This window comes from Ligilactobacillus sp. JN-6 (Y).1 (assembly GCF_058111525.1).
Map to the genome: position 1 here is coordinate 2,152,561 of NZ_CM176599.1, position 26,035 is coordinate 2,178,595.

The 26,035-nt window shown below is 40.1% G+C and carries 26 protein-coding genes, 1 other RNA gene and 1 pseudogene; 2 read left to right on the forward strand and 26 right to left on the reverse strand.

Translation table 11 applies throughout. The features are described 5' to 3' along the window. The 21 genes and pseudogenes from AC3XNE_RS10020 to AC3XNE_RS10120 all read right to left on the reverse strand — a co-directional run bounded on the left by AC3XNE_RS10020 (position 1) and on the right by AC3XNE_RS10120 (position 17,957). Positions 1 to 525 (reverse strand): GNAT family N-acetyltransferase, encoded by a 525-nt coding sequence (locus AC3XNE_RS10020; protein ID WP_489831925.1) that lies wholly within the window; start codon positions 523 to 525, stop codon positions 1 to 3. Between the two features lie 33 nt (positions 526 to 558). After that, positions 559 to 1,341 (reverse strand): glutamate racemase, encoded by a 783-nt coding sequence (gene murI, locus AC3XNE_RS10025; RefSeq protein WP_489831926.1) that lies wholly within the window; start codon positions 1,339 to 1,341, stop codon positions 559 to 561. Positions 1,342 to 1,368: 27 nt separating this feature from the next. Further along, positions 1,369 to 2,535 carry a pyridoxal phosphate-dependent aminotransferase gene (locus AC3XNE_RS10030; RefSeq protein WP_489831927.1) on the reverse strand — a complete coding sequence of 389 codons (1,167 nt, stop codon included), beginning with the start codon at positions 2,533 to 2,535 and terminating at the stop codon, positions 1,369 to 1,371. Between the two features lie 91 nt (positions 2,536 to 2,626). Then, a complete protein-coding gene (locus tag AC3XNE_RS10035) occupies positions 2,627 to 3,391 on the reverse strand; it encodes a DeoR/GlpR family DNA-binding transcription regulator (protein WP_489831928.1) in 765 nt (254 codons plus the stop codon). Positions 3,392 to 3,579: 188 nt separating this feature from the next. After that, positions 3,580 to 4,503 carry a manganese-dependent inorganic pyrophosphatase gene (locus tag AC3XNE_RS10040; protein WP_489831929.1) on the reverse strand — a complete coding sequence of 308 codons (924 nt, stop codon included), beginning with the start codon at positions 4,501 to 4,503 and terminating at the stop codon, positions 3,580 to 3,582. An 86-nt stretch (positions 4,504 to 4,589) separates the two neighbouring features. Further along, entirely contained in the window at positions 4,590 to 5,555 is a 966-nt protein-coding gene (locus tag AC3XNE_RS10045; protein WP_489831930.1) for a LysR family transcriptional regulator, read from the reverse strand. 497 nt (positions 5,556 to 6,052) lie between these two features. Continuing rightward, entirely contained in the window at positions 6,053 to 6,670 is a 618-nt protein-coding gene (pyrE, locus tag AC3XNE_RS10050) for an orotate phosphoribosyltransferase (protein ID WP_489831932.1), read from the reverse strand. A 1-nt stretch (position 6,671) separates the two neighbouring features. After that, positions 6,672 to 7,322, reverse strand: coding sequence for an orotidine-5'-phosphate decarboxylase (gene pyrF, locus AC3XNE_RS10055; RefSeq protein WP_489831933.1), 651 nt, complete (start codon positions 7,320 to 7,322; stop codon positions 6,672 to 6,674). Next, positions 7,288 to 8,181 (reverse strand): IS982 family transposase, encoded by an 894-nt coding sequence (locus tag AC3XNE_RS10060; protein WP_489831357.1) that lies wholly within the window; start codon positions 8,179 to 8,181, stop codon positions 7,288 to 7,290. The genes pyrF and AC3XNE_RS10060 overlap by 35 nt, the downstream gene beginning before the upstream one ends. 105 nt (positions 8,182 to 8,286) lie before the next feature. Then, positions 8,287 to 8,397 (reverse strand): annotated as a pseudogene (locus AC3XNE_RS10065) (orotidine-5'-phosphate decarboxylase); the annotation flags it as partial. Beyond that, complete coding sequence (locus AC3XNE_RS10070) at positions 8,384 to 9,331, reverse strand: dihydroorotate dehydrogenase (RefSeq protein WP_489831934.1); 948 nt, start codon at positions 9,329 to 9,331, stop codon at positions 8,384 to 8,386. The gene AC3XNE_RS10070 and the pseudogene AC3XNE_RS10065, both read right to left, overlap by 14 nt. Before the next feature lie 64 nt (positions 9,332 to 9,395). Further along, positions 9,396 to 10,685: a solute carrier family 23 protein gene (locus AC3XNE_RS10075; RefSeq protein WP_489831935.1), complete on the reverse strand. Its 1,290-nt coding sequence runs from the start codon at positions 10,683 to 10,685 to the stop codon at positions 9,396 to 9,398. Between the two features lie 261 nt (positions 10,686 to 10,946). Beyond that, positions 10,947 to 11,471, reverse strand: coding sequence for a bifunctional pyr operon transcriptional regulator/uracil phosphoribosyltransferase PyrR (pyrR, locus tag AC3XNE_RS10080; RefSeq protein ID WP_489831936.1), 525 nt, complete (start codon positions 11,469 to 11,471; stop codon positions 10,947 to 10,949). Positions 11,472 to 11,660: 189 nt separating this feature from the next. After that, a complete protein-coding gene (locus AC3XNE_RS10085) occupies positions 11,661 to 12,563 on the reverse strand; it encodes an RluA family pseudouridine synthase (protein WP_489831937.1) in 903 nt (300 codons plus the stop codon). Next, a complete protein-coding gene (gene lspA, locus AC3XNE_RS10090) occupies positions 12,560 to 13,003 on the reverse strand; it encodes a signal peptidase II (RefSeq protein WP_489831938.1) in 444 nt (147 codons plus the stop codon). The genes AC3XNE_RS10085 and lspA overlap by 4 nt, the downstream gene beginning before the upstream one ends. Positions 13,004 to 13,115: 112 nt before the next feature. Next, entirely contained in the window at positions 13,116 to 14,780 is a 1,665-nt protein-coding gene (locus AC3XNE_RS10095) for a formate--tetrahydrofolate ligase (RefSeq protein ID WP_489833404.1), read from the reverse strand. A gap of 46 nt (positions 14,781 to 14,826) precedes the next feature. Then, complete coding sequence (locus AC3XNE_RS10100) at positions 14,827 to 15,216, reverse strand: EbsA family protein (protein ID WP_489831939.1); 390 nt, start codon at positions 15,214 to 15,216, stop codon at positions 14,827 to 14,829. Between the two features lie 31 nt (positions 15,217 to 15,247). Continuing rightward, positions 15,248 to 16,393, reverse strand: a complete 1,146-nt coding sequence (locus AC3XNE_RS10105; RefSeq protein WP_489831940.1) for a THUMP domain-containing class I SAM-dependent RNA methyltransferase — start codon at positions 16,391 to 16,393, stop codon at positions 15,248 to 15,250. A 127-nt stretch (positions 16,394 to 16,520) separates the two neighbouring features. Then, an RNA gene (gene rnpB, locus AC3XNE_RS10110) (RNase P RNA component class B) lies at positions 16,521 to 16,897 on the reverse strand. Between the two features lie 12 nt (positions 16,898 to 16,909). Further along, complete coding sequence (gene gpsB / locus AC3XNE_RS10115; RefSeq protein ID WP_010494256.1) at positions 16,910 to 17,248, reverse strand: cell division regulator GpsB; 339 nt, start codon at positions 17,246 to 17,248, stop codon at positions 16,910 to 16,912. Positions 17,249 to 17,387: 139 nt separating this feature from the next. Continuing rightward, positions 17,388 to 17,957, reverse strand: coding sequence for an SLOG family protein (locus AC3XNE_RS10120; RefSeq protein ID WP_489833405.1), 570 nt, complete (start codon positions 17,955 to 17,957; stop codon positions 17,388 to 17,390). 221 nt (positions 17,958 to 18,178) lie between these two features. Between AC3XNE_RS10120 and recU the strand changes: the two genes are divergently transcribed. Next, positions 18,179 to 18,811 carry a Holliday junction resolvase RecU gene (gene recU, locus AC3XNE_RS10125; protein ID WP_489831941.1) on the forward strand — a complete coding sequence of 211 codons (633 nt, stop codon included), beginning with the start codon at positions 18,179 to 18,181 and terminating at the stop codon, positions 18,809 to 18,811. Positions 18,812 to 18,832: 21 nt separating this feature from the next. Beyond that, complete coding sequence (locus tag AC3XNE_RS10130; RefSeq protein ID WP_489831942.1) at positions 18,833 to 21,244, forward strand: transglycosylase domain-containing protein; 2,412 nt, start codon at positions 18,833 to 18,835, stop codon at positions 21,242 to 21,244. Between the two features lie 63 nt (positions 21,245 to 21,307). On the opposite strand, the gene nth is transcribed toward AC3XNE_RS10130, so the two are convergent. The 5 genes from nth to AC3XNE_RS10155 form a co-directional block, all read right to left on the reverse strand. After that, the gene (gene nth, locus AC3XNE_RS10135; RefSeq protein ID WP_489831943.1) at positions 21,308 to 21,961 is read right to left on the reverse strand and encodes an endonuclease III; all 654 of its coding nucleotides are present in this window, start codon (positions 21,959 to 21,961) and stop codon (positions 21,308 to 21,310) included. Between the two features lie 24 nt (positions 21,962 to 21,985). Continuing rightward, positions 21,986 to 22,705 carry a DnaD domain protein gene (locus AC3XNE_RS10140; protein WP_489831945.1) on the reverse strand — a complete coding sequence of 240 codons (720 nt, stop codon included), beginning with the start codon at positions 22,703 to 22,705 and terminating at the stop codon, positions 21,986 to 21,988. Between the two features lie 144 nt (positions 22,706 to 22,849). Next, positions 22,850 to 24,151 (reverse strand): asparagine--tRNA ligase, encoded by a 1,302-nt coding sequence (gene asnS / locus AC3XNE_RS10145; RefSeq protein WP_489831947.1) that lies wholly within the window; start codon positions 24,149 to 24,151, stop codon positions 22,850 to 22,852. 11 nt (positions 24,152 to 24,162) lie between these two features. Further along, on the reverse strand, positions 24,163 to 25,347 hold the full coding sequence (locus AC3XNE_RS10150; protein WP_489831948.1) for a pyridoxal phosphate-dependent aminotransferase: 1,185 nt from the start codon (positions 25,345 to 25,347) through the stop codon (positions 24,163 to 24,165). 170 nt (positions 25,348 to 25,517) lie between these two features. Further along, positions 25,518 to 26,012 (reverse strand): cell wall elongation regulator TseB-like domain-containing protein, encoded by a 495-nt coding sequence (locus AC3XNE_RS10155; RefSeq protein ID WP_489831949.1) that lies wholly within the window; start codon positions 26,010 to 26,012, stop codon positions 25,518 to 25,520. Between the last annotated feature and the right edge of the window lie 23 nt (positions 26,013 to 26,035).

Below are 26,035 nucleotides of genomic sequence, written 5' to 3' on the forward strand. Positions count from 1 at the left end.
CTACTCCTGTTCAAGTTTTAAGTCATAAGCTTTTCTGACTGGGTCACTTTGTTCTTGTTCAACTTCAACGATCCCACAATACTGGAATCCTAACTTATTGATCACATGCTGCATACCCGTATTTTGCGGATGAGTATCGATACGAACATGTGAGAGCCCTTTTTTTAAGATAATTTCAAATAGTTTTTCAAAAAAAGTTCTACTTAAATTCTTTCCCCGATATTTTCCACTTATCGCAAAACGATGAATAGCATAATATTGTTCATCAGATGACCACTTCCCATGTTTGATCACAGAATAAAAAGGATCTGGTCCTAATTTTAAAGCTGCGATACCTAAAATGTCTGTATCATTGATCAATAGAAATAAATCTTTATTTTTAATATCCTCTAAGAATGTATCTTTATTTGGTGTGCCATCTTGCCATTGCGGTATGTCAGCTTGCTTTAAAAATAAACGAGCTTGCTCAAAAATATCCATAGCAATGGGCAAGTCATTGAAAGTTGCTAGTCTCACTTGTAACATAATATCTTCACTACCGATCTCAAATGAATAATGTCAAAGGGAAAACAGTTTTTTACTTAACTCTATCTCAGCTGGATCTGGGTTACTATTATAAAAATGAACTTCTCCTTGACCGGTTTTACTATTTTTCAATGAATAGTTATCCAATTGAGTTTTTAAGCGGGAGGCAGCCCCCGAAGCACCATCAGTAATGAAAACATTAAGTCCGACGATTTTTTGGATAGCTGGACGAGCAAACGGGAAATGGGTGCATCCCAACACGATTGAATCAACAGTGTCTTTGTATGGCGCTAACAATTTTGTTAAATATTCATATAGCGCTGGACTATTGGTGTCCCCACGTTCTATGAATTCTACTAATTCAGATGCAGGCAAAGGGATAATATCTGCTTGATCTGCATATTGAGAGATCAACTCTGAAAACTTTTTTTCTCTCAAAGTTAGCTTCGTGGCCATTACAACAATTTCGGAATTCTTCTTGTTTTTGATTGCGGGTTTCACAGCGGGTTCCAAACCAACAAAAATGATACTTGGAAATTCCGCTCTTAGACGTACAATGGCCGCGCTTGTGGCAGTATTGCAGGCAACAACTATTGCTTTAACATTAAATCTAATAAACTTTTCAACGATAGCATGACTTAATCGAAATACTTCCTCTGTGGACTTAACACCATAAGGCGCGTTTTGAGAATCACCATAAAACAGATATGTCTCATTTGGCATCAATTTATATAATTCCTTCAAAACACTAATACCACCGACCCCGGAATCAAAAACTCCGATAGGTCTATTTTCATTATTAGAATTAGAATACAAAACCTTTTGCCTCCGTTTTAGCTGAAATCAATTATTTTTCACATATTCCTTGATCCTTTTAGCTGCTGTCTCCAAATCAGCAATTGAAGCGGCATAGCTAACACGTACATAGCCTTCACCGCCAGGACCAAAAGAGGCGCCAGGTATCAAAGCGACTCGCGCATCTTTGGCAAGATCTCTTACGAATGCCCATGAATCTGTTCCAAACTTGGCAGGGATCTTTGCAAACAAGTAAAATGCGCCGTCAGGGCTGGCTACTTCAAAACCGCAATCTTCTAATTCCCTACAGAAGAAATCGCGTCTTTTGATGTACTCTGCCTTCATTGGCTCACTATCTTCCTTTCCATTGGTTAAGGCTTCAAGCGCCGCAAATTGCACATTATCTGTTGGTGCAGTTACTAAGTATTGATGAGCTTTGATCGCTTGTTCAATGAAATCATTTGGCCCCATTAGGAAACCGGCTCTCCACCCTGTCATTGCATGAGATTTAGATAATCCGGTAACTAATAACACTTGCTCAGGTAAAAATTCAGCTAAACTCGTATGTGTTTTCCCATAGGTCAGTTCTGCATAGATCTCGTCGCATAATACCCACATGCCACTTTCTTCGATAACTTGAGATAGCTCTTGTAATTGTTGTCTTGAATAATTGACTCCTGTCGGATTACTTGGATAGACCAATACCAAGGCTTTAATGTTGCGCTCTTTGTTAGCCTCAATGGTTTCCTTCAATTTTTCCGGTGTCAAAACAAACCCGTCGTCACTAGTATCGATCGTGACACATTCACCATGATTTATTTGAGTGATCGGCATATAAATTGGGAAAACGGGGGTCGGAACCAATACCGTATCTCCTGGATTTAGGATAGTTTGTAATGCCGCAGCGATCCCCTCGGTCGCACCAATAGTTGTAATGATCTGCTCTGGTTGATAGTTTAAATGGTATTTCGAATTATAATAATCAGCTGCAGCTTGACGTAAAGCCGGGATCCCCGGATTTGGTGTGTAGTGAGACTGGTTATCATGAATGGCATCAATTGCAGCTTGTTTGACATGCTCGGGCGTATTAAAATCCGGCTCACCTAGAGTTAATTTAATGATGCCTGGAATATCACTGACATCAATGTCAAATTGCCGGATGTCCGAAATTGCGACTTGTTCAACTTGTTGGTTAAATCTGTGCTTTAAATTCATTCTCTCACGCCCTTTTAATTAAATTGACACTATTATAACAACTAAAAAGTAGGTATTGCTATCCGATTCATAAAATTTTTCAAAATAATTGCTATTTACCGGTTCCGTTTACTACTTTGATCTCAGTTTCAGGGGAAAATAGTTCACGTTGCTCTTTAGTCGGCATCGTATCGGTAATAAATAATGAGATACGATCTAAGGAGCATATTCTATAATACGACTTGTTGACAAATTTTTGGTGTTCTGCAACTAAAATAACTTTGCGGGCACGTTTAGCAGCCATGCCAACTATCTCAGCGTCATCTTGATCCAGCAAATAAACACCATTTTCATCGATACCAGAAGCAGCTATAAAGGCGATATCGAACATAATGTCTTGTAATTCCTCCATTGCTAAGTGAGAATAGAAAAAGCGATTATCATGGTCTAAAGTTCCACTCAAACTTTTAACAGTCACCTTTTTATTTTGTGCTAAAGCAATGCAATTATCTAGTGAATGAGTAACCACGGTCAAGGGGGTATTTAAATTCTGACAGGTTTTCAATAAAATTGTTGAAGAGTCAACAAAATAAACATGTTGCGGTTTAAAGTAATTCAGTGCTTCAAGTGCAATTTGCGTTTTAAACTTGGTGAAGCGAGATAAACGGCTCTCATAATTAGGGACGCTGCGTCCAAAATCAAGCGGTAAGATCCCCCCATGTGTCCGACGCACTTCTCCTCGCTTACTTAACAATACGATATCTCTGCGCGCAGTATCCTGTGAAATACCAAATTCATTCATAATGTCTTTAGTCGATAATTCTTGTCGTTCGTCTAGTAATTGTTTAATAAGCTCTATTCTTTTCTCCTGGCTCAAGTTGATCACCTCAAAATAATGTTTTCAGTTCCTATTATATGTTTTTCTTTACGTAATTAAAAGTATTTATAATGATTAACTTTGCCTTGTTTCTGTTTTTGTTTAGTAGTTTAGTTAAAGTAACATTTTACAAATTTATAACAAAATAAAAAGACTTCTTTAAAGAAGTCTTCGTCCATGCTTATATTTTATTTAAAAGCCTCTTCCAATGGCGGGACAACTTGCTTTTTACGTGAAACTACACCAGGCAGATCAACTTTATCATCTTTTAAGTCGTGACCAAATGCTTTTTCTACGATATCTTGCCCTGCCCCAATTGCTAATAAGCGGCTATTGGAATCCAAGATATTTGTGACCATTAACAAGAAAAGATCATATCCATTGTCTTTATTTTGCTTTTCAATGGCTGAACGAAGCTCGTCTTCACGAGCAAAAACTTCTGCCAGATCAACAGTATTTACTTGATCGACACGCACAGTTTTACCGCCCATTTCAAAGGACTTTGCATCAGAAGTAACTAGTTCTTCAGCCGTCTTTGTAGCTAAATTAGTTCCGGCTTTAAGCATCGACAGTCCATATTCTTCATAGTCGACTCCAGCAATTTCGGCCAACTTCTTACCGACTGCAATATCAACATCTGTTGTAGTTGGTGATTTAAATAATAAAGTATCTGAGATAATAGCAGATAACATCGATCCGGCCAAGTTTTGTGGGATCTCAACTCCACGCTGCTTAAATTCTTTAAAAATGATCGTACTACTGCAACCAACTGGTTCAGCGTGATAATACAACGGAGCAGCTGTAGCAAAGTTAGCGATCCGATGATGGTCGATCACATGTGTTACAGTTAGATCAGCGATATCATCTACACTTTGTTGGCGCTCGTTATGGTCAACTAAGACGACCTCATTCGTCTCTGACCCAGCTTCAGAAATAACTCGTGGGTAGGGTTCTGAAAAATGATCAAGAACGAATTTCGTTTCATCATTAGGTTCGCCTAGTGCAACAGCTTCAGTATCTGCACCTAATTGATTTAACAAATATGAATATGCTTTTGCTGCGACGATAGCATCAGTGTCCGGATTTTTATGCCCAAAAACTAATTCTTTCATGTAATTTAATCTCCTTATGTTCACCGGGCTTATTAGTCTAGCGAAAGACTAAAGCACTGGCTTGATAAATTCTTTCATAACCTAGCTTATTGCTCAAGACTAGATTCTGTCAAGCGAGAAATGTAGTCTTTTTCAACAAGATATTGATCAAATTCACGGAAAAAATTAACGATCCGTGGGATATCCCCTTTACCTTTGCGATAAACATACGACATTTCAAAACTGATCGCCGGTTCGAACAAGGCAGTATACATCTCACCACTTTCTTTTTGGTGGGCTGAAACGAAAGAGGCTGGTAAAGCAGTATAATTCCCAGTTTTTTCAGAGAATTTAAGTAATTGTTTAGGTTGGGTAAAGCGCGCCGCAAAATCAGGAGAATCAAGAGTTGCATCCCTGTAGGCCTCGCGAAGTTGCGTGTTCACATAAAAATCAGCCGGATAACCGACCCATGGCCGTGCCAAAGTATCCTTTAACTTGATTTTTCTCCTCTTCTTCATTTTTTCGTTTTGGTGAACAAAAACTAAATTCTCAGTCAATATTTTCTTTGCTGCATATGGCTTCCAATTTTTGATGTTTTCATCAGGAAGATACATGATCGCTAAGTCTAGTTGATTACTCTCCAAATTTTCCCAGATCTCTTTGCGTGTCAAAGAATACACATTCAATTTAACGTCACGATGCCTTTGATAAAAATCACCAACGAAATCGAAAAATACTCCCGGATCGATCGAAGCTAAAATACCAATATTTATTTCCCCGATATCTGGACTGGTGGACTGTTGGATCTCATCAGTAGCCTTGTTTAATGTTTCGTAGATTTGGTGAGTAGCATCTAACATTGTATAACCTGCATCGGAAAGATGTAGTTTCTTTCCGACAGAATAAAACAATGGTGATCCAACATTTCTTTCAAGCTTTTTAATTTGTTGAGTCAATGCCGGTTGGGTGATACCCAAAATTTGAGCAGCCTGCGTATAACTCATAGTTTCTGCTAACTGAAGAAAATAAGTTAGCGTTTTAGATGAAAAAATAGTTTCATGCTGTGTCTTCATAAAATACGACCCCTTTCGTTTTCTTCCGCACAAACAAAACACATATTTAAGATTTACTAGCACAAACCGCAAAACACGTTCCTGAACTACAAGAACCACGTATCTAAAAATTCGTTATTTTCAATTAAGAAAATGTTCATGCCGCAATTACTTTATTCTACTTAAGTGTTCTGCCAAAATCGTTTGCTCTTACTTATAAGTATATCAAGTAAAAGTTAATTTTACACTAATAAAAGTTAGTGCTTTGAAAGTGGATAGATATTTTTTACAATAAAAAATCACACTAAAAATTAAACTAAACTGATACATATAATAAGTTTACACTTTAAATAATTTTTTCGCAAATATCGTTTTCATTGTCTGTTAAACGGTCTAAAAGACATCCAAATTTTCATACCTAAAACTATCATGTTTTAAAAAAACAAAAAATATACTTGCTATTGTGATTCAAGATGTAAAACTTCAAACAGGTATATTTTTTTAATTTATTGAAATTTTTACTTCCAAGTTTTTGGTGATTTTTTCCAATCAAACATGGAGTCGACTTCCGCTTGCGTGAATGACTCTTTTTGTTGAGCAGCACTGAGTAGTTCTGAAAAGTTTGTTAGCGTATGGTAGGTCAAATTGCTCTTTGCAAAATTTTCGTTTAAATTTTCTAATTCATAACTAAATATTCCAACGACCCCTAAGACAACTGCATTTTCTTCTATCAAAACAGATGCTGTCTTAAGTACACTACCACCAGTCGATAACAGATCATCGATCAAGACAACTTTTTGTTTATCCTTTAAAACACCCTCCGTTTGTTTTCCTTTGCCATGATCCTTAGGATTTGAACGAACATAGATCAACGGCAATCCCATTAGATCTGCGACCCAAGCCGCATGTGGTATACCAGCAGTTGCCGTTCCTGCGATCACCTGAACTTCAGGATAATACTTTTTTATAAGTGAGACTATTTCTTTGGCAATGTCCTTTCTAATAGTCGGATAACTAATAGTTAACCTGTTGTCGCAATAGATGGGACTTTTAATGCCGCTTGCCCATGTAAAAGGAGATGACGGAGATAATTTTACTGCATTAATGTCGAGGAGTGCTTCAGCGATTTTTTTCAAATTAAATACCTTCTTTCCAAGATCTTTTTATTTCACAATACGTTTGGTATGGATCTGCGGCTTGTGTGATACTACGACCAACCACGACCATTGAAGCACCGAAACGTGCAGCTTGTGCTGGTGAAACGACACGTTTTTGATCATCGTGGTCATCACTTTTCAAGCGGATCCCAGGTGTAACTGTTAAAAAATCGTCGCTCGTTACCGCTTTGATCTGTCGTGCTTCAAAAGCCGAACAAACTACGCCGTCTAGTCCTGCTTGTGCTGCCAATTTAGCATAGTGCTTGACGCTTTCTTCCATACTTACGTTAGCTAATTGCTCTTTGTGTAACATGTTTTCCGAAGTTGAAGTTAACTGAGTAATGGCTACGATCTTAGTTGCCGTGAAGTTTTGGGTAAGCCCTCTTTTAGCTGCTTGCATCATTTGTAGACCACCGCTTGCATGGACTGTAGTTAAAGTAACATTTAACTTTGAAATGCTACTCATGGCTGCTTCAACTGTGTGTGGGATGTCATGACATTTCAAGTCAAGAAATACATCGTAGCCACGTGTAGACATTTCTTCGATCAAATCCGGCCCGCATCTATAAAATAATTCCATACCGATACGCGTGGTGCTAGTTCGTAATAATTCTATTTTCTGTAAAATCAAAAAAGCCTAAATTATAAATAAAGACGGTCAATTCAATTTTTAACCAAAAGCCTACCACTGACCGCGTGAGATTTTTTTCGATTCCATAATCTTCAACTAGGATCGAGAAACGGGATTCGATCGTGCGCCGGAGATCTTTCAAAGCCGGAACATTGTGCTGTTTGGCTCCTTTCATGTTTGAACGGTAAGGTGTCCAGAGCTCATAACCTAGCTCGCCAAAATCTTCTTGTAAGGGCTGTCCCACATAACCGACATCCGCTAAAACAAAGGGACACGGACAGCCTGCGATCAAAGTTGACGCCGCTTGGGTGTCATGTTTAGAGGCCTCGGTGACAGTGTAATTTAAGATATAACCGCTGAGCGAGGTCTCAAAATGAGTCTTAAACCCGTAAAAATACATGTCTTTGGTCGCATTGTAGCCTAGGTCAGCTATGCCGCGGAAAACCTTGGCCCGCTTATTTCTAACTTTTTGGCATAAAGGGTTAGGCAAACTATCAATGATCGCAAACTGTCCTGTTTGCGCATAGTCGCGAGTCAACCCCTGCCGCATGGCCATGACCACTGGGAGAAGACGTTGTGCTCGTCGGTTAAAACGGGAGCGCTCAATGTTCAATTGATGTGGGATGAAGGTCTGTGCCCAGGCAAAGAATTTACGCTGGGAGTGCATCTGTGTAATGACCTGTAAACACAGTAAGGCTAAGATCTGCACATCAGAAACACGAGACTTAGTGGTGTTACGGCGTTGCGAAATATAGCGCGGGCAGTATTTTTGATAAAGCTCAGCACAAAGAACTTTAAGTTGAGCTAAATTGACTTGTAAATTATGTCGTTTTTGTTTAAACTTTAAGTGGTCCAACAAGATCAGGTCTCCTTTGTTTAAGTCACTTAAGAGTCTAACCTTGTTGGGCTTTTTTTGTAAAATTTTGTACTAAATAGTTGAATGTTACGAACTAGCACCACGCGTCATACCGATCTTCACAAATAACTTTTCGTCTTTTGGAAATTTCTTTAAAAAATTTGTCACACTGTTTTTATCCGGAAAATCCAGTGCAATTATTGGTCTACCTTCTCTCATCTTGAAACTCCTTTTTTACTTCATTTCTCAACTTCGATAATGATTCAATATTTAATCTATCCATTTCAGTTTCCAATGCATCGATTATGTGCCAACAAGCTTGTGGATCATCAAATTGGGCACTTCCTACCTGCACAGCACTAGCACCCGCCAAATACATTTCGATCACATCCTGTGCTGAGGAAATACCACCGACACCGATGATCGGCAGGTCTACTTCATGTGCTACCTGATAGATCATCCGAATGGCCAAAGGCTTTAAACTTGGACCGGACCAGCCCCCGAACCTATTTCCTAACACAGGTATTCTCGTTTGCGGATCGATCCTCATTGCATAAAGGGTGTTGATCATCGTTAATCCATCGGCTCCGCCCTTTTCAGCGGCCTGAGCACACTCAACAATATCGGTTACATTCGGTGTTAATTTAACGTACACAGGAACCGAACTCCGTTGCTTAATTTCACCTGTCAATCTCTGGATCATCCCAGGATCGACACCAAACTGCATACCGCCTGCAGCAACATTTGGGCAAGAAACATTTACTTCAAGCGCATGGATCATCGACGAATTTGAAAATTTTTCTGCCACAGTACAATAATCAGCCACGGTCTCACCGGCGATGCTTGCAACAACAGGCAAGTTCGAATACTTTTCGCGCAAATGCGGCAATTTCTGGCCAACCACTTGGTCTACTCCAGGATTTGTCAAACCGACAGAGTTCAAAATTCCCTCTTTAAAAGAAACGATCTGCGGCTGTATATTTCCTTTCTTAGCCAACTTGGTGGTTGTCTTCAACACTAGCGCACCCAATTTGTTTAAATCATTTAACTTAGCTGCTTTTACATTGCCAAACCCAAAACTACCGCTAGCCGGCATCACTGGATCCTTTAAGGAAAGTCCGGGTAGTTGTACTGCCAAACGACTCTTACTCATTTAACCCCCCCCTTTCGTCAGGTCTTTGTCCATTTATTCATACTATAGCTAACGAGTTACTCGTTTATTCTTTTTCACTTGCTGCACTGTCAGGTAATACCAGATTTAACACGATCCCAAATACGGTCGAAAGAGCAATACTTGTTAACTGGAAGTTGCCTAGCTGAAGATATGTGCCACCAATACCGATCACCAAGATCACAGAAGTAATGATCAAATTACGCTTCTTTTCATAATCCACTTTGGAATCGACTAAGATCCGTAAACCATTGGATGCTATCATTCCAAACAACAGAAATGAGATCCCACCGATCACTGGGCCAGGGATAGTTTGGATCAGAGCTGCGATCTTACCGCAAAAACTAAAGACAACTGCGAAAAATGCTGCTCCGCCAAGGACCCAGACGCTATGAACTTTGGACATCGCTAAAACCCCGATATTTTCGCCGTAAGATGTTGTTGGAGGTCCACAAACAAAACCCGCGATAATGGTCGATAAACCATCCCCTAACAAAGTTTTGTGCAAGCCAGTATCTTTTAAGAAATTCCTTTTAGTCAACTTATTTAAAACCATAATGTGACCAATGTGTTCTGTCATCGTTACAAAAGCGATCGGCGCCATCCCGATGATAGCAGCAGGATATAACTTAAAATCATAATTAACGAACATCACATTAAATGCAGGCAAACTGAACCATTTAGCAGCTTTGACCGGAGCTAGGTCAACGATACCGACTGATAATGCTAACAAATACCCACAAATTATTCCTAGTAACACAGGGATTATACTTGAAAAGCCTTTAAGAAACATATTAAAAATAATCGTGATCACTAAGGTAAAAATTGCCACCCCAAAGAATTTCAGGTCATAGTGAGAGTTATTCATCATTGCATCTTTAGCCGCAGTCGTTGCTAACGAAAGTCCGATCACAATGATGATCGGTCCAACAACAACCGATGGCAAAACTCTGTCCATCCAGGTAGAACCGAACTTAGAGATCAGCCAAGCTACAACAACATAGACAAGTCCAGAAACTATCGCTCCCTGGCCGACTGCTGGATAGTCGTACTGGTGCATTAAACCCTGCATGGTAACCACAAAAGCAAAACTAGACCCTAAATAGGCTGGTATTTTAGCCTTGGTGCATAATATGTAAACTAAGGTCCCAACGCCTGATGCAAACAAAGCGATGCTTGGATTGATCCCGACTAACAATGGAACTAAGACAGTGGAACCAAACATAGTAAAAAGGTGCTGGATCGATAACACTAACCATTGACCAAATTTAGGCTTGTCACCAATATCTAAGATAGCTTCTTCGTTACGAAATTTATTGTTATTTTTATCTGCCATGTTTGCTTTCTTCCTTTCATTTATTAAAGTAAATATAAAAATCAACAAAACACATCCAGGTTTCCTGTGTGCCTATCGCCTTTGATCACCCCTCTTTTGTACCCACAAAAAAACCTAGGCCACCACCAAATGACCTAGGTAAACACACAGCCACAATTACACAAATCATGACCTGCTACTTAAACCGTTGTGCCCTCACTGGAGTCATTTAAATGGTTCATTCACTAATATTTAACTTTTTTCTAGATAGCAATAATCAGATCAAATCAGATCTATTTCATCTTTATCGTCAACTTCAGCCATATAGACTGCTACTTTTTCATTCCAAGAAGTGGGAATGTTCTTACCAACGAAATCCGCTCTGATAGGAAGTTGGCGGTGTCCACGATCGACTAGAACTGCAAGCCTGATCTTTCTTGGACGTCCTTGATCCATAATAGCATCAAGAGCCGCACGAATAGTCCGCCCTGTAAATAAGACATCGTCAACTAAAACAACGTTTTTATCACTGATATCATTTTTGAATTCAGCGACCTGTTTTTCCGTACCCGGCTGCTGACTGCTGACATCATCTCGGTAAAGTGATATGTCCAATTCATTGACACCAACATCAAGCCCCTCAAGTTCTTTTATACGTCTTGCGATCCGCCGAGCGATGAAAATGCCACGTGTTTTGATCCCAACTAGGACTAAATTATCGACCCCTTTATTATTTTCGATGATCTCATACGTGATCCTTGTCAGTGCCCTTTTCATCGCGATTTCATCAAAGATCTGCTTTGGCATCGAATTTCTCCTTTAACATCAATTTCAATTCAACAAAACTTAACCAGCTCTGATAAAATAGCTCAACTGCAGCCGTTTGAGGTCACAGTTGAGCTTGCCAAAACGGCTTACTAACTTTTTCTTCAATGCTGCCCTTACCAGTCTCTCTGGACTAAGCTTTAAAAGGAACTTAACTTCTGGATAATCTTACTAATTACTTATATCTTTGTCAAGGTCATTCAACGTTTTCTCAAAATAATCAGGTAATGGTGCCTTAAAGTTTAGCCTCTCACCAGTTACAGGATGAGTAAATCCTAATTGTTCGGCATGCAAGAACTGACCCGGCCCTGGGAGTGTCCCTTTTGGCCCATAAAGTGGATCTCCTGCCACGGGATGCCCGATATATTTCAAATGGACCCTAATCTGATGTGTACGTCCCGTTTCTAACTGACACTTGAGCAAAGTATAACCCTGGTACCTGCGTAACACCTCAAAATGCGTCACCGCGCGCCTACCGTCAGCAACAACCGCCTGCTTTTTGCGATCTTTTGGGCTTCTTGCCAATGGGGCATCTATAGTGCCCTGATCTTCTTTAATCATCCCATGAACTAAAGCGATGTAATATCTACTGGTCGTTTTATCCTTGAGCTGTTGAGCTAAGCTCTGATGAGCATGATCATTTTTTGCGATCATCAATAGACCCGATGTGTCGCGGTCGATCCGATGGACGATCCCGGGGCGTAAAGTGCCGTTGATCTTAGATAGGGGGCAATGATACAGTAAAGCATTTACCAGCGTATGATCTGGATGCCCTGGTGCAGGATGAACAACCATTCCTGTAGGTTTATTAATAACTAAAACATCATCATCTTCATAAACAATGTCTAACGGAATATTTTGCGCCACTAGGTCGAGCTTTTGAACTTCAGGTTCTTCGATAGTGATCCGATCCCCAGCTTTGACTTGATAACGAGGTTTCAATTTTTTGCCATTGACCAATATTTTACCGTCAAGCAGCAACTTTTTAATAGTAGAACGCGAATATTCTGAAAAAGACTCGCTTAGAACTTGATCCAAACGGCCATTTTGCTCTGTAATATTCAATTCCTTCATAATGAATCATCCTTTAGCATCACAATTAAAACTATAAGCACCCCTACAGTCAAAGCACAATCAGCAACATTAAAAATCGGAAAATCGATAAAATCCAATTGAAACATATCGATCACGTAACCAAGCCGTAAGCGATCGATCAAATTACCAATGGTGCCCCCTAAGATCAACGTTAAGCCTAAAGCGTAACCCCAATTCTTCCATAATTTAATAAAATAGTAGATCACAACAACGATCGCTATGAGTGAAATAACGGTAAAAAACCATTGTTGTCCCTGTAAAATGCTCCAAGCTGCCCCATAGTTCCTAATATGAGCTAGTGAAAAGATATTATTGAACAAAACTTCACTATGATTCAAAGGAATATGTCCTAAGACAAAAAATTTGACCGATTGATCAAGTAGGACAACTGCAAAAACTAATAATACATAAATCGGCATAAAATCGACGCCCTTCATCTCTAATATGAGTGAGAAAAAGCAAACAAAAACTAAGCTTTGCTAAACCACACAATAATATTTGTTATCTGGATCTTGCTGACCACCAAAGACACTAAAACAGTCCTGTGATCTTACCTGAACGATCAATGTCGATCTGATCGGCTGCCGGCCTAGCAGGCAAACCCGGCATAGTTAAAACATTCCCAGTCAAAGCTACGATGAAGCCAGCACCTAACTTAGGGATAAGCTCACGTATATGGAGCGAAAATCCTCGGGGCGCCCCCAAAAGTTTAGGATCATCACTAAACGAATACTGTGTCTTAGCCAGACAGACTGGTAACTTATCCCAGCCCAGCCGTTCAAACTCCAGCAATTGTTTTTTAGCCCTCGGAGAATAAATAACGTCACTTCCACCGTATATTTCGGTCACGACCGTAGCGATCTTTTGCGACAAAGTCGTTTTCTGCGGATATAAAGCATGAAAATCACTTTTAGTATTGCAACTGCTGATCACTGTTTGGGCTAATTTTTTGGCACCTTGACTTCCTTGTTCCCATACACTCACCAATTCTACTGTGACGCTTTCTAAATGACAAAGCTCTTGCAGGCAAGCTAACTCTTTTTCAGTATCTCCACTAAACCGATTGACTGCAACAACTACTGGAATACCATAACGTTGCATTGCGTGAATATGGCGTGACAAGTTACTATAGCCAGTCTCCAGTGCTTCGATATTCTCCTCGTTAAGGTCTTCTTTACTGACCCCACCATTCATTTTAAGCGCACGCACTGTGGCTACGACCACGATCGTATCAGGAGTCTTTCCAAGTACAGGTGTTTTGATATCTAAAAACTTCTCCGCTCCTAAGTCCGAGCCAAATCCCGCCTCAGTCACCGTATAATCAGCTAACTCTAATGCGGTCTTGGTTGCTAAAACACTGTTACAGCCATGAGCAATATTAGCAAATGGTCCGCCATGGATCAAAGTCGGTGTATGTTCGAGCGTTTGTACCAAGTTCGGCTTCAAGGCATCTTTCAAAATAGTAGTGATCGCACCTTGAACATTAAGTTGTCCAACTCTAACTGCTTGTCCTGCATATGTATAACCGATTAAGATCTTCGCAATTCTATTTTTCAAATCTTCAATATCCGTGGCTAAACATAATACTGCCATTAATTCCGAGGCTACCGTAATATCAAAGCCATCCTGACGAACAACTCCGGAAGTGGTACCGCCCATCCCGATAACTATATTTCTTAAAGCTCTATCATTAATATCCAAAACACGTTTCCACACAATGCGTCGTGGGTCTATGTTAAGTTTATTTCCTTGATATATATGGTTATCGATCAGCGCAGCTAAGGTATTATTCGCACTAGTCAATGCGTGCATGTCACCGGTGAAGTGTAAGTTGATATCTTCCATCGGGATCACTTGTGCATATCCTCCGCCCGTAGCGCCTCCCTTGGCACCCATGACAGGTCCCATTGAAGGTTCCCGTAGGGCGATCATTGCTTTTTTTCCAGCAGCTCTAAGGGCATCTCCCAAACCAATGGTCACGGTTGACTTACCCTCACCTGCAGGAGTGGGACTGACAGCAGTGACCAAGATCAATTTTCCCATCTGCATATGAGTTAGACCATCATTTAATGGCAAGTCGATCTTGGCCTTGTAGCGACCATATGGCTCCACTTTTTCAAGTGGTATCCCGGCATCTTTTGCAATTTGAGTTGTTTCCAATAGATCCGCTTTTTGTGCGATCTCAATATCTTCCACCACCGACTGCCTCCTTTTCTCTCATAACTATAATGCTAGCCAATGATCACTCCGCAGACATGTTGTTTTTGATCATGGCTGCTAGTTCATTGACATTTTTTTTCTTCATTAAAAATTCATATTGGTTATGCTGAGTTTTTACCATTAACTTGTGTGTTGTAGTAGTCACATCCAAAACATCTGCATACAAAATAGCTTCATTATTAGTCTTGATCACCTTATTAAGAATGAACTGATCTTGTCCTAACTCTATTTTACGCGACCTGACTTGAAGTACGAAAATCAAAATAAAGATAATAAAAGTAATGATCGTCCATGGTTGAAGAACAGTGATCTCCAGCCACAGTAACATACTCAACAAAAAAATCATCAGCGTAAATGACCAACAGATCACACTGGTTGCAATGTCCGGTTGGTAACTAAATTTCTTATCCATTTTTTGAGTTCACCTGACCTTTTAAGAGCGCTCATTTCGTCGCTACATTTCTATCTTTTTTATCCCAATATTGAAAAAGATCTGTCCTTAGAGCACCATTATAGAGTTTCCGACGTTTGGTAGCCTTTTTCCCGAACTCCTTTTCAAAATTCAAATCACTGGATAAGATATACTTACTCCACGTCTTCAGCGGACGGTATAATTCACCCATTTGTTGGTACAACTTTGCCGCTTGCTTTTGATCATCCAAACGGACTCCATAAGGTGGATTAGCTACTATCACACCATTTTTTTCTGTCGTTTTAAAATCTTTAACGGCTAACTGCTTAAACTCAATGTCGTGGAGGACACCAGCATTTTTTGCGTTTAAACGAGAGATCGAGATCATCTGTTCGTCGATATCATAACCATGAATATTCAACTTTTGTTCTGTATCCTGGGCAGCTTTTGCCTTGCTCCTTAATTTTTTAGCAACATCAGTAGGAAACAGCGGCCATGACTCGCAAGCAAATGTCCGCCAAGATCCAGGAGCAATATTACGCCCGATCAACGCTGCTTCGATCGGCAAAGTACCCGACCCGCAAACAGGGTCCACAAACGGCATCTCTGGATACCAACGTGCCAATAAGATCAAAGCAGCAGCCATATTTTCTTTTAATGGTGCTGGCCCCTTTTCCGCACGATAGCCCCGCTTGAATAAACTATCTCCTGTGGTATCCAACAACAGCATAACATGATCTTTATTTAAGCTCGCCTCGATCTGAAATTTAGCTCCGCTTTCAGGAAACTTAGTCCGCCGGTGATACGCATCCGCCATTTGTTTGACCACTGCCTTTTTTACGATCGATTGAATACTTGGCACATGGTGCAAAGTGGACTTTTGCGATTTGGCAGCAATTGGAAATTCAGCATCCATCGGCAAAAATTGATCCCATGCAACATCTTTGGTCTGTTCAAACAACTCATCAAATGTTTTTGCCTGAAATTCAGCCAAAACGATCTTGACCCGATCAGCAGTCCGCAACCACATGTTAGTCCAAAAAATATCTTCAAAGGTGCCTTTAAATCTTGCTCTGCCATTTTCGATCTGAGTGTCGTAGTTCAAATGACACAACTCTTTACCGACTAAGGCTTCGATCCCCGAAGCACAAGTCGCAATTAAATTATATTCTTTCATGAACGAGCCTCCATACTTGTACAAAAGAGATTTACTGCCGAAAAAAGGTGAAATTTTCCCAGCTCCCTCTAAATTTACTAAAAAAAGTCGGGATAATAAAATTACCCCGACCTCCTGTAATGTAGTCCTCTATAAGCCACGTTCCGTACGTCATCCGATCCAGGAACCGGAATCGGTGGTAATCATCTATCTCCGAGTGTCGAACACTCGCCCCCATGATTTGTTCATTTCCGTCATGAAGCGCCCCTACCATAATTTGGGTTACCTACTCGTGGGGTTTACCGCGTTCCACCAAACAAGTTTCCCTGTTTGCTTCGTCACTGTGGCACTTTTCAAGACTACTGAGGCATGATCGAAATTTTAGCCCCTTTATCTGCCATAACCTATTCACTACAGGCTCCTTGCCTTATTTTTTCAGCAAGCACGAACACTACAAGCATCGCAGCTTGTGTAAGCTTGGACTTTCCTCAGCCTGCTTAAAGCAGACCGCGATTACCAGAAGACTACACTTAATTATTAAAACTGATTACTTTGATCATCATCGTTAAGCTGGGCACCAAACACATGGCGCTCTAAATTAGACAAACGTTTCAAAATATCCATGTTCGTCGTATTAGATGCTGGACGTGATGTCTGTCCGGATTTACCAACTGCCACTTGTTTAGTAAGCTCATCAACTTTGCTGACTAAACGATCATTTTCAGCCTGTAGACGTTGGTTTTCTTTAGCATACATCTCATAATCCTGAATAACATCATCCAAGAATTCATCGACATCTGCGGGATCATAACCACGCATCTTAGGTTTAAAATGCTTGTTGACAATATCTTTAGGCGTTAGTTTTATGTTTTCCATTGCTTTGCACCCCATCCAAAAAGGAACTTAACTTATAACAATATTATTATATCAGTTACCTCTAAAAATTCAAGCTATTTTTATACTCAATACACGCAGCTAATAGCTCCTGGTAGATAAAATACTCAAATTCAATTAGTTACTCATAATCATCTTCTTGTTGTTGTCGCTGTTCATTTAACTCACTTGCGGCATCTTGGAGGTCAAGCATTTCCACCAGTTGCACAGTATAATTGGCTTTTTCTTGCCGTTGTTTGATAGCCTGATAGTCAAATTTAGTTTTGCCAGGATAGTCGGGATCATATATCAATAAAGCGCCTTCCGTATGGTCTAACATAAACCGCTGGTAATTTTTTAACTGTTGCGGTGAACTATACGGCTGCTTACTAACAGACGCACAAAAATCAGCTTTTTGCTTTAATTCCATTAGACGCTGTTTCTTTTCGTCCTGCCAATTTCCACCGAGATCCGCAAACGGCAACATCAAAGCTACTTTTAATTCAGGATATTCTTCTTTTAATTCAACTACTGCTTCAACCGTCCACTGTTCAACCCCCAACTGTCCTCCCGTTATGATCCAAGTTGATCCACTGTCGCAGCTCTCTTTTAAGTTATTTTTTATGACAGCCTTAATAACATCCTTTTTGGGATCTTTGTCATTGAATACATTCAATTCATAACTCCGATAACCTGTGACCCACAAACGCAAAGATATCACCTTCTCTTGCTTTAAAATATCAACTGCCACCGATCTGCTGTATAATATAGCTGTATTAAAATAGAAACAAGCAATGCTTACTTGAACAGACCAGCCATATTAACGTATATGTCTTATCTTCCAATTAAGTATATTCTGGTCAAAACTTTTTTTCAAACTTTGCCATTAGTGAGCTGAGTTGCTATAATGAAGCGCATAGGAGTGTGAAAAAAATGATCAAACACTATCCAAACGGAACTCCTTTTCAGGACCAAAGTACTCCAGGCCATGGTTCAAGCTTTCACACTGCTCTAGCAAATGAAAATGTCATCTATGGTAATCGTGGCATGTCACTTGAACAAGAGATCAATCTCAGCAATAAGTATTATTTGGAAGCCGGAATAGCCGTGATCCATAAAAAACCGATCCCAATTCAGATCGTGGATGTTAATTATCCTAAAAGGAGTGCCGCAGTGATCAAGGAAGCTTACTTCAAGCAAGCTTCTACTACTGATTATAACGGTGTATATCAGGGTCACTATATTGATTTTGAAGCAAAAGAAACTCGTAATCGTTCATCTTTTCCTTTAAATAATTTCCATGACCATCAAATCAAACACATGAAGGCATGTGAGAAACAGCAAGGAATATGTTTTACTATCGTCAAATTCGTTGCCCGCCAAGAAATTTACTTAATGCCTTCACATTTATTATTCCTGTATTGGGATGAGCAAGAAAAAGGACGTAAATCCATTCCCTATGATCAAATTAAAAAAGAAAGCTATTTGATCAATTACCATATCAACCCGCGGATCCCTTATCTTAAGGGTGTTGATGAGTTGGTCAAAAAATCAAATACGCCGTAATAAAAGGAGTTTATGTTTATCATGAGTAAACAAGATCCAAAATATTCACGTGTTGAGCAGCGTGAACAAGAACAAAAAAATAAGCGACCAAAACATCCGCGTAAAAAGCGGCATGTTTTTGCCAAAATATTTTGGTCACTAGTATTGTTATTGGTCGTGATCTTAGCAGCCGGGGCAACTTTATTTTTCTCTTATGCTAGAAGTGCTCCTGCATTGAATGAAAGTAACCTCAAAAACCCAGGAGCTACTAAGATTTATGACTCCTCTGACCATAAGATCTTGGACCTCGGTTCACAAGATGCCGAAACCTTAAAAGAAAGTGAAGTGCCACAACAACTAAAAGACGCTGTGATCTCCATCGAAGACCGCCGTTTCTATAAACACAAAGGTGTGGATATCAAGCGGATCGCTGGAGCAGCATTTTCTAATTTTTCTCGATCCACGTCCGGACTGCAAGGAGGAAGCACCTTAGATCAGCAGTTGATAAAATTATCTTTCTTCTCGACCAAAAAATCAGACCAAACACTTAAAAGAAAGGCGCAAGAAGCATGGTTAGCCCGTAAATTAGATAAAACCTATTCTAAAAACCAAATTTTGACCTTCTACATCAATAAGGTCTTCATGGGATATAGCTCATATGGTATGCAAACTGCCGCTAAATTCTACTACGGTAAATCGGTCAAAGACCTAAATCTAGGCCAAACAGCATTGCTTGCCGGTATCCCGAATGCTCCGTCGCAATATAATCCATACTCTAATCCTAAACTTGCTACAGCAAGGCGAAATGAAGTTTTAGATGCCATGCTGAAAAATAAGAAGATCACTCAAGCTCAGCACGACGAGGCTGAAAGTAAAAATGTCAAGGATGGCCTACTTCCTTATCATCAAAGCGAACAAAAAAATGAGAAGTCAAAACTTGCCGATCCTTATATCAAACAAGTTATCACTGAAGTTAAGAAAAAAGGTTACGATCCTTACGCTTCTAATCTCAAAATCTACACGAATATCGACATGGGGATCCAAAAGAGACTTTATAATATCGCTAATAGTGACCGTTATGTTAATTTCCCTGACAAGAAACTGCAAGTTGCTTCAACGATCGTGAACCCAAATAATGGGAAGGTCGTTGCTATGTTGGGTGGCAGAAAAACTGGTAACGTCACATATGGTTTGAACCGTGCAGTCCAAACAGACCGGACAAATGGTTCAACAGCCAAGCCTTTAATGGATTACGGCCCTGCGATCGAAAACCTGGACTGGGCAACTTACCACTCACTTAAAGATGAAAAGTACACTTATCCAGGTACCAACACCCAGTTAAATAACTTCGATAATCAATACAAGGGTACTATGACAATGCGAGATGCTTTAGTTCAGTCAAGAAATGTTCCGGCTATCAAAACTTTAGCAATGGTCGGTGTAGACAAGGCGCAAAACTTTATTGGCAAGTTAGGCTTCCATTATAAGAAGCAATTAGAATATCAAAATGGGATCGGTCTATCTTCTTCTACCCTGCAAAATGCAGCGGCCTATTCGGCTTTTGCTAACGGTGGAACATATTATAAGCCATCTTATATCAACAGGATCGAAACTGCCGATGGCCAGGTAAACGACTATTCAAGCAAAGGCAAGCGAGCAATGAAGTCATCAACAGCTTATATGATCACCGATGTTTTAAAGGGTGTTATTAATTCACCGATGGGCTCCGGTACTAGAGCACAGATCCCAGGCTTGTATCAAGCTGGTAAAACCGGTACCAACGCCTATCCAGATGATATTGCTGACAAATTCCCAGCGGACGTTTCCATGGACTCCTGGTTCAACGGATACACTAAAAACTATTCAATTTCAGTTTGGACTGGTTATGATCATCCATATCAAGGTAATAATTATCTAGATAAGGCCTCTGTGAGGATATCTCAGTTGGTTTATAAGTCTATCATGTCTTATATCTCACAAGGAAAGACAAATTCGGATTGGTCACAGCCAAGTAATGTTTTAAGTAAACAGGTCAACGGTGTTCGTGAGCTTTATCTTGCCGGTTCACCAGATCAGTCCATGATCGTCAAAAAGAGCAAAGATGATACAAGCAGCTCAAAGAAATCAAGTTCTTCCAAAGAAAGTCGCTCTAGTTCGAGTGTAAGCTCTTCTGAACCAAGCAGTTCAAGCTCAGAAGAATCAAGCTCCAGCAGTGAAAGTAGTGAAGAAAGCTCCTCATCCGAAGAGAGCTCCTCATCCGAAGAGAGCTCCTCATCCGAAGAGAGCTCCTCGACTTCTTCACAAGAGCCTTCTTCACAAGAGCCCTCATCAAGTACTAGTGACCAAGAAGACAACAGTCAAAGCAGCAGTAGGCAAAGCAACGATCAAAATAGCAGTCGTCCTAGCAGTTCCGAAACACAAAGAAGCGCTCCGCAAAGCCAAAACCAAGACTAATTTTTTCCAAGCAAAAAACCACGAATTTAAAATCGTGGTTTTTTGCTTGCTTTTAAATCAATTTCAATTTGCAAGTTTCTCTATGCGCTTTTTCCCTTCTTGACAGATAGAAAGTAACGGACAAGTTTCGCACGCCGGTTTTCTTGCTGTACAACGATAACGTCCCCAAAAGATCATTGTATGGTGAGCACGGATCCACATCGATCGCGGCAGTTTTTTCATTAAAACCTGTTCGACTTGAGCAGGGCTATCTTTTTGAGCAACGATCCTTAGTCTTTTGCAAGTCCTTGCAACATGCGTGTCTACAGCAATAGTTGGTACTCCAAAACAATCGGCTAAAACAACGGCAGCTGTCTTGCGACCTACTCCAGGTAAAGATGTCAATTCAGTTAAAGAGTGCGGCACTTCAGAGTGATATTGTTCGACTAGCATCCGCGCACAAGCTACTAAATATTTCGCTTTATTTTTATACAAACCGAGGCTCTTAATGTAGCCTGCAACTTCTTTAACATCTGCAAAGGCAAGCTCTTCAGACTTTGTATACCTTTGAAATAAAGCCGGTGTCACTGAATTTACCGCTTTATCTGTCGCTTGTGCACTGAGTATCACTGCCACCAAAAAATGAAAATTGGAAGCAGCTTTTAGTTCGGACTTGGCATCGGGAAATTCGTTCATCATTACTTTGATCGCCGCAACCGTTTGAGAATTATTCAACATATTTTGACCTCTATCGTTAATTTTCTATTTTGAGTCTGGCTTATCCGACCAACGATATAAGGGGATATGAGGTTTATTATTATTCCCTTGTTTCTTCGTTTCACCGGACTGGCCACTATATTTCTGGCGCCGTTTAGTTTGTAAATTTGCGACATCTGCGGCAGATCTAACATTTTGTTTTTCCCAGTTTAAGAGTATCTTATCCATATATTTCAAGTTATATACCCGAGCTAATACGGCTTCTCTTAAAGCTGCACTTATCAATTCAGGTGAATAATGATCTTCTTTCAGCCACGAATCGATCGTTTCCATTTCGATCGGCGATAAAGGATGCCCGAATTCTTCTTCGATCGAATTATAGACCTGTTCTTTTTCCATTAAAGAATCCTGATCTGCTTCCTTTTTCTCGTCATTTTCTTCTAAGGTCGTTAACTTGCGATATAACAATTCAAAGCTATAGCAATCATGTTTCTTGCCATTAGCATCGCTAACTGGAGCGATCGTCAACAATTTTTTCGCTAAAAGTTGGTGCAACAGGTCGTAGATCTCTGTATTTTTAACACCCATTCTTTGTGCGATCGATTCAAGATCAGGAAAATCTTGTCCTGCTTGTAAGCAACTGGAAATTTGTAAAAATAAGATAAATTCTTCATTGGTCAAGCCAAGTTGAGAATATCGGTGCAAGACCATATTTGAGATACTCAGTTGTCCCTGTTCAATAAATTTTGCAAATGTTTGGTCCAAATCATTTTCTCCTTTCACCTTGACAGTCAATTATATTATAAAATATTTAGCAGCAATAAATCACTCCACTTTACCAAATTAGCTAAAAAGGAATGGCAGCCACAGTCACACTATGGTTCCATTCCTTATTTTCTTAAAAATATGTTACGGGTAGATCCGATTAAGCATCCGTGGGAATGGGATCGCTTCACGGATATGTTCTTCACCAGTGATCCATGTGACCATTCTTTCCAGTCCCAAACCGAACCCCGAATGAGGTACGCTCCCATATCTACGCAAGTCTAAATACCACTGGTAGTCATCTTCATTTAGACCAGCTTTCCTGATTTGTTCAGCTAAATAGTCAGGATCAGTAGCACGTTCTGAACCGCCAATAATTTCTCCATACCCTTCAGGAGCTAATAAATCAGCACAAACTACCAAATCTTTTCGAGTCGGATGTGGCTTCATATAAAACGGCTTGATCGTCTTAGGATAGTTAACAACAAAAACTGGTTGATTAAAATGATTAGCCAGATAAGTTTCTTCTGGAGAGCCAAAATCAGCCCCCCACTCTAAGCCTTCAAACTCACCTGAGTCTTGCAGCAACTTAATAGCTTTGTCATAGGAGATCCGTGGATAAGGCAACTTAGTATAATTTTTTAATAGTTCCTTATCGCGACCTAAAAGTGTGAGTGCATAGTCACAATTATCCAGCACGTTTTGTACAAGAAAGGCAATGTAACGCTCCTGGATCTCTAGACTTTCTTCTTGGTGCATAAATGCCATTTCTGGCTCTATCATCCAAAACTCGATCAAATGTCTACGAGTCTTGGATTTCTCAGCGCGGAAAGTCGGGCCAAACGTAAAGACTTTACCATAGGCCATTGCCCCAGCTTCAGCATAAAGTTGCCCCGACTGAGAAAGATAAGCGTCTTTATCAAAATATTCGGTATGGAATAATTCAGTCGTTCCTTCTGGCGCACTACCGGTCAAGATCGGTGCATCAAATTTAATGAAACCTTCCTGATTAAAAAATTCAAAGGTCGCACGAGTGATCTCATTACGGATCTGCATATTTGCAAACTGCTTCCTGGACCGTAGCCAGAGATGACGATGATCCATCAAAAAATCAGTCCCATGTTCTTTAGGAGTGATAGGATAATCTTCACTCTCACCAACAATGGTAATATCATCAATTTCAATTTCATAACCAAAGTGCGAGCGGGAATCCTCATGAACCGTCCCAATAACATACATACTCGTTTCTTGTTTGACTTCCTTAGCCAATTCGAATACTTCAGGAGAAACGTTGCTTTTAACAACCACTCCTTGAAAATAAGCGGAACCATCTCGTAATTGTAAAAAAGCGATTTTTCCGCTGGAACGTTTATTTGTCAACCAAACACCAATTTTGACCTTTTGATCAACATGATTTTTTGAGTCGATAATACTAATAGTTTCCACAAATCTTCCTCCTACATATGTAATTGCATAAATTTATTGATCCTTCGAATACTTTCTTCTAAACTCTCCTCACTGGCAGCATAGGTCAACCGTACAAAACCGGGTGATCCAAATGCTTCGCCAGGTACTAAAGCAACATGTACCTCGGCTAACAGTTGGGCAGCGAACTCGATCGTTGACGTGATCCCCGTTAATTTCAAAGCTTCTCTAACATCAGGGAAAAAGTAAAATGCCCCCTGTGGTTTAGCTGGAAACGAAAAACCAGGGATCTCCACTAATTTAGGGTAAAAACGATTCAAGCGGTCCTCATAAGACACACGCATTTCTTCGACCTCATTTTCCGGTAATTCAAGCGCCGAAAGAGCCGCATACTGACTAGCAACAGTTAAATTGCTGGTCGTTTGGCCTAATAACGCATTGGCCTTTGCTATCAAAGCATCAGGGCCAACAATGAAACCGATCCGCCAACCAGTCATAGCGTAAGACTTCGAAAAACCGCTGACCAAAACTGCATGCTCTCGGATCTGATCAGCAAACTCGAAAGCAGAATGAAATTTAGTTTGATTATAAACTAAATCGCGATAAATATCATCAGTGATCAAAGTTAAGTCGTGTTCCGTTGCCCACTGAGATATTTCCAACAACTCCTCTTTGGAATAAACCAGCCCAGAAGGGTTCTGTGGTGAATTAATAATCAGGACCTTGGATTTTGGAGTAACACTTTTTTCTAAGTCGGCCACAGATACTTTTCCCGAAACATCTGTAGGTGCAACAAATACAGGCCGCCCGCCTGCTAATTTGACCTGTTCACCGTAGCTGACCCAAAACGGCACTGGGATCAGCACTTCGTCTCCAGGATCTAGTAAAGCCTGTCCTAACAAATACAAAGCAAATTTAGCTCCAGTTGTTACCGCAACATTCTTTGCAGAATAATCTGCCTGATACTGTTGATCAACTTTGGCAGCAAGCGCTTTTTTCAAAGGCAATATCCCACTAGCAGCCGTATATGAATCAACTTTGCCTTGCTTGATCGCTTCGATCGCACCATTTTTGATACTTGTTGGTGTTGCAAAATCAGGCTCACCTGTCGTCAAATTAACGACATCTACTCCTTTGGCAGCTAATTGCTTAGCTTGGTCAGACAAAGCAATAGTTGCAGATGGTTGTAAATTTTGCACACGCTGTGATAATTCCATTAGACATTCCTCCGACCCTTCGTTTAGTTCACTACAGCTTATTATTTTAGGACAGTTTCGCAACGCGAGAGATTTCGCTTATCGGGTTTGGCACTTATAGGGCACAAACCACATTAAAGTGCTAAACTCCACAATGCTCAGCTTCTAAGCGCATTTCTCCACCTTGTTTTTTACAAGTTCTGTATCTCCCTGATCACGGTTCCGTCTTTAAATGTTAACAGTGAATAGCATAAGTTACCTCTTTGATTTAAATAAGTTACTTCCCAGACAGGATGCTTTCTAGCAGAGTCCATACCTAAAGCAACGTTTAAAATCTTTTTTGGCTTTCTTTTAGACTGTATCAAAGCACGGGCTTGTTTGGCTGTGATACCTTTATTTGCTGCATAAATATTGATGCGACGATTATTACCTGCAACGACCGCATAGAGCTTATCACCTTGTTTATTATTGCCTTCGACAGTATGATAAGTTTGTTTGGGCCGTCGAAATTCAAAATAATTTGTTTTCTTAGTAATATGGGCATATTTTTCTGCCAACGCCGTCGCTTTTTGCTCATTTTGTTCGTAAGGGCCAGTCGCTCCCCTGAAGAAAACTATTATCAATAACAATAATGCCAACAAAAGTAACCAAAAATATTTCATTTTTGAGTGCTTATTTTTTCTCATTTCTTACCCTATCCTTGCTCACT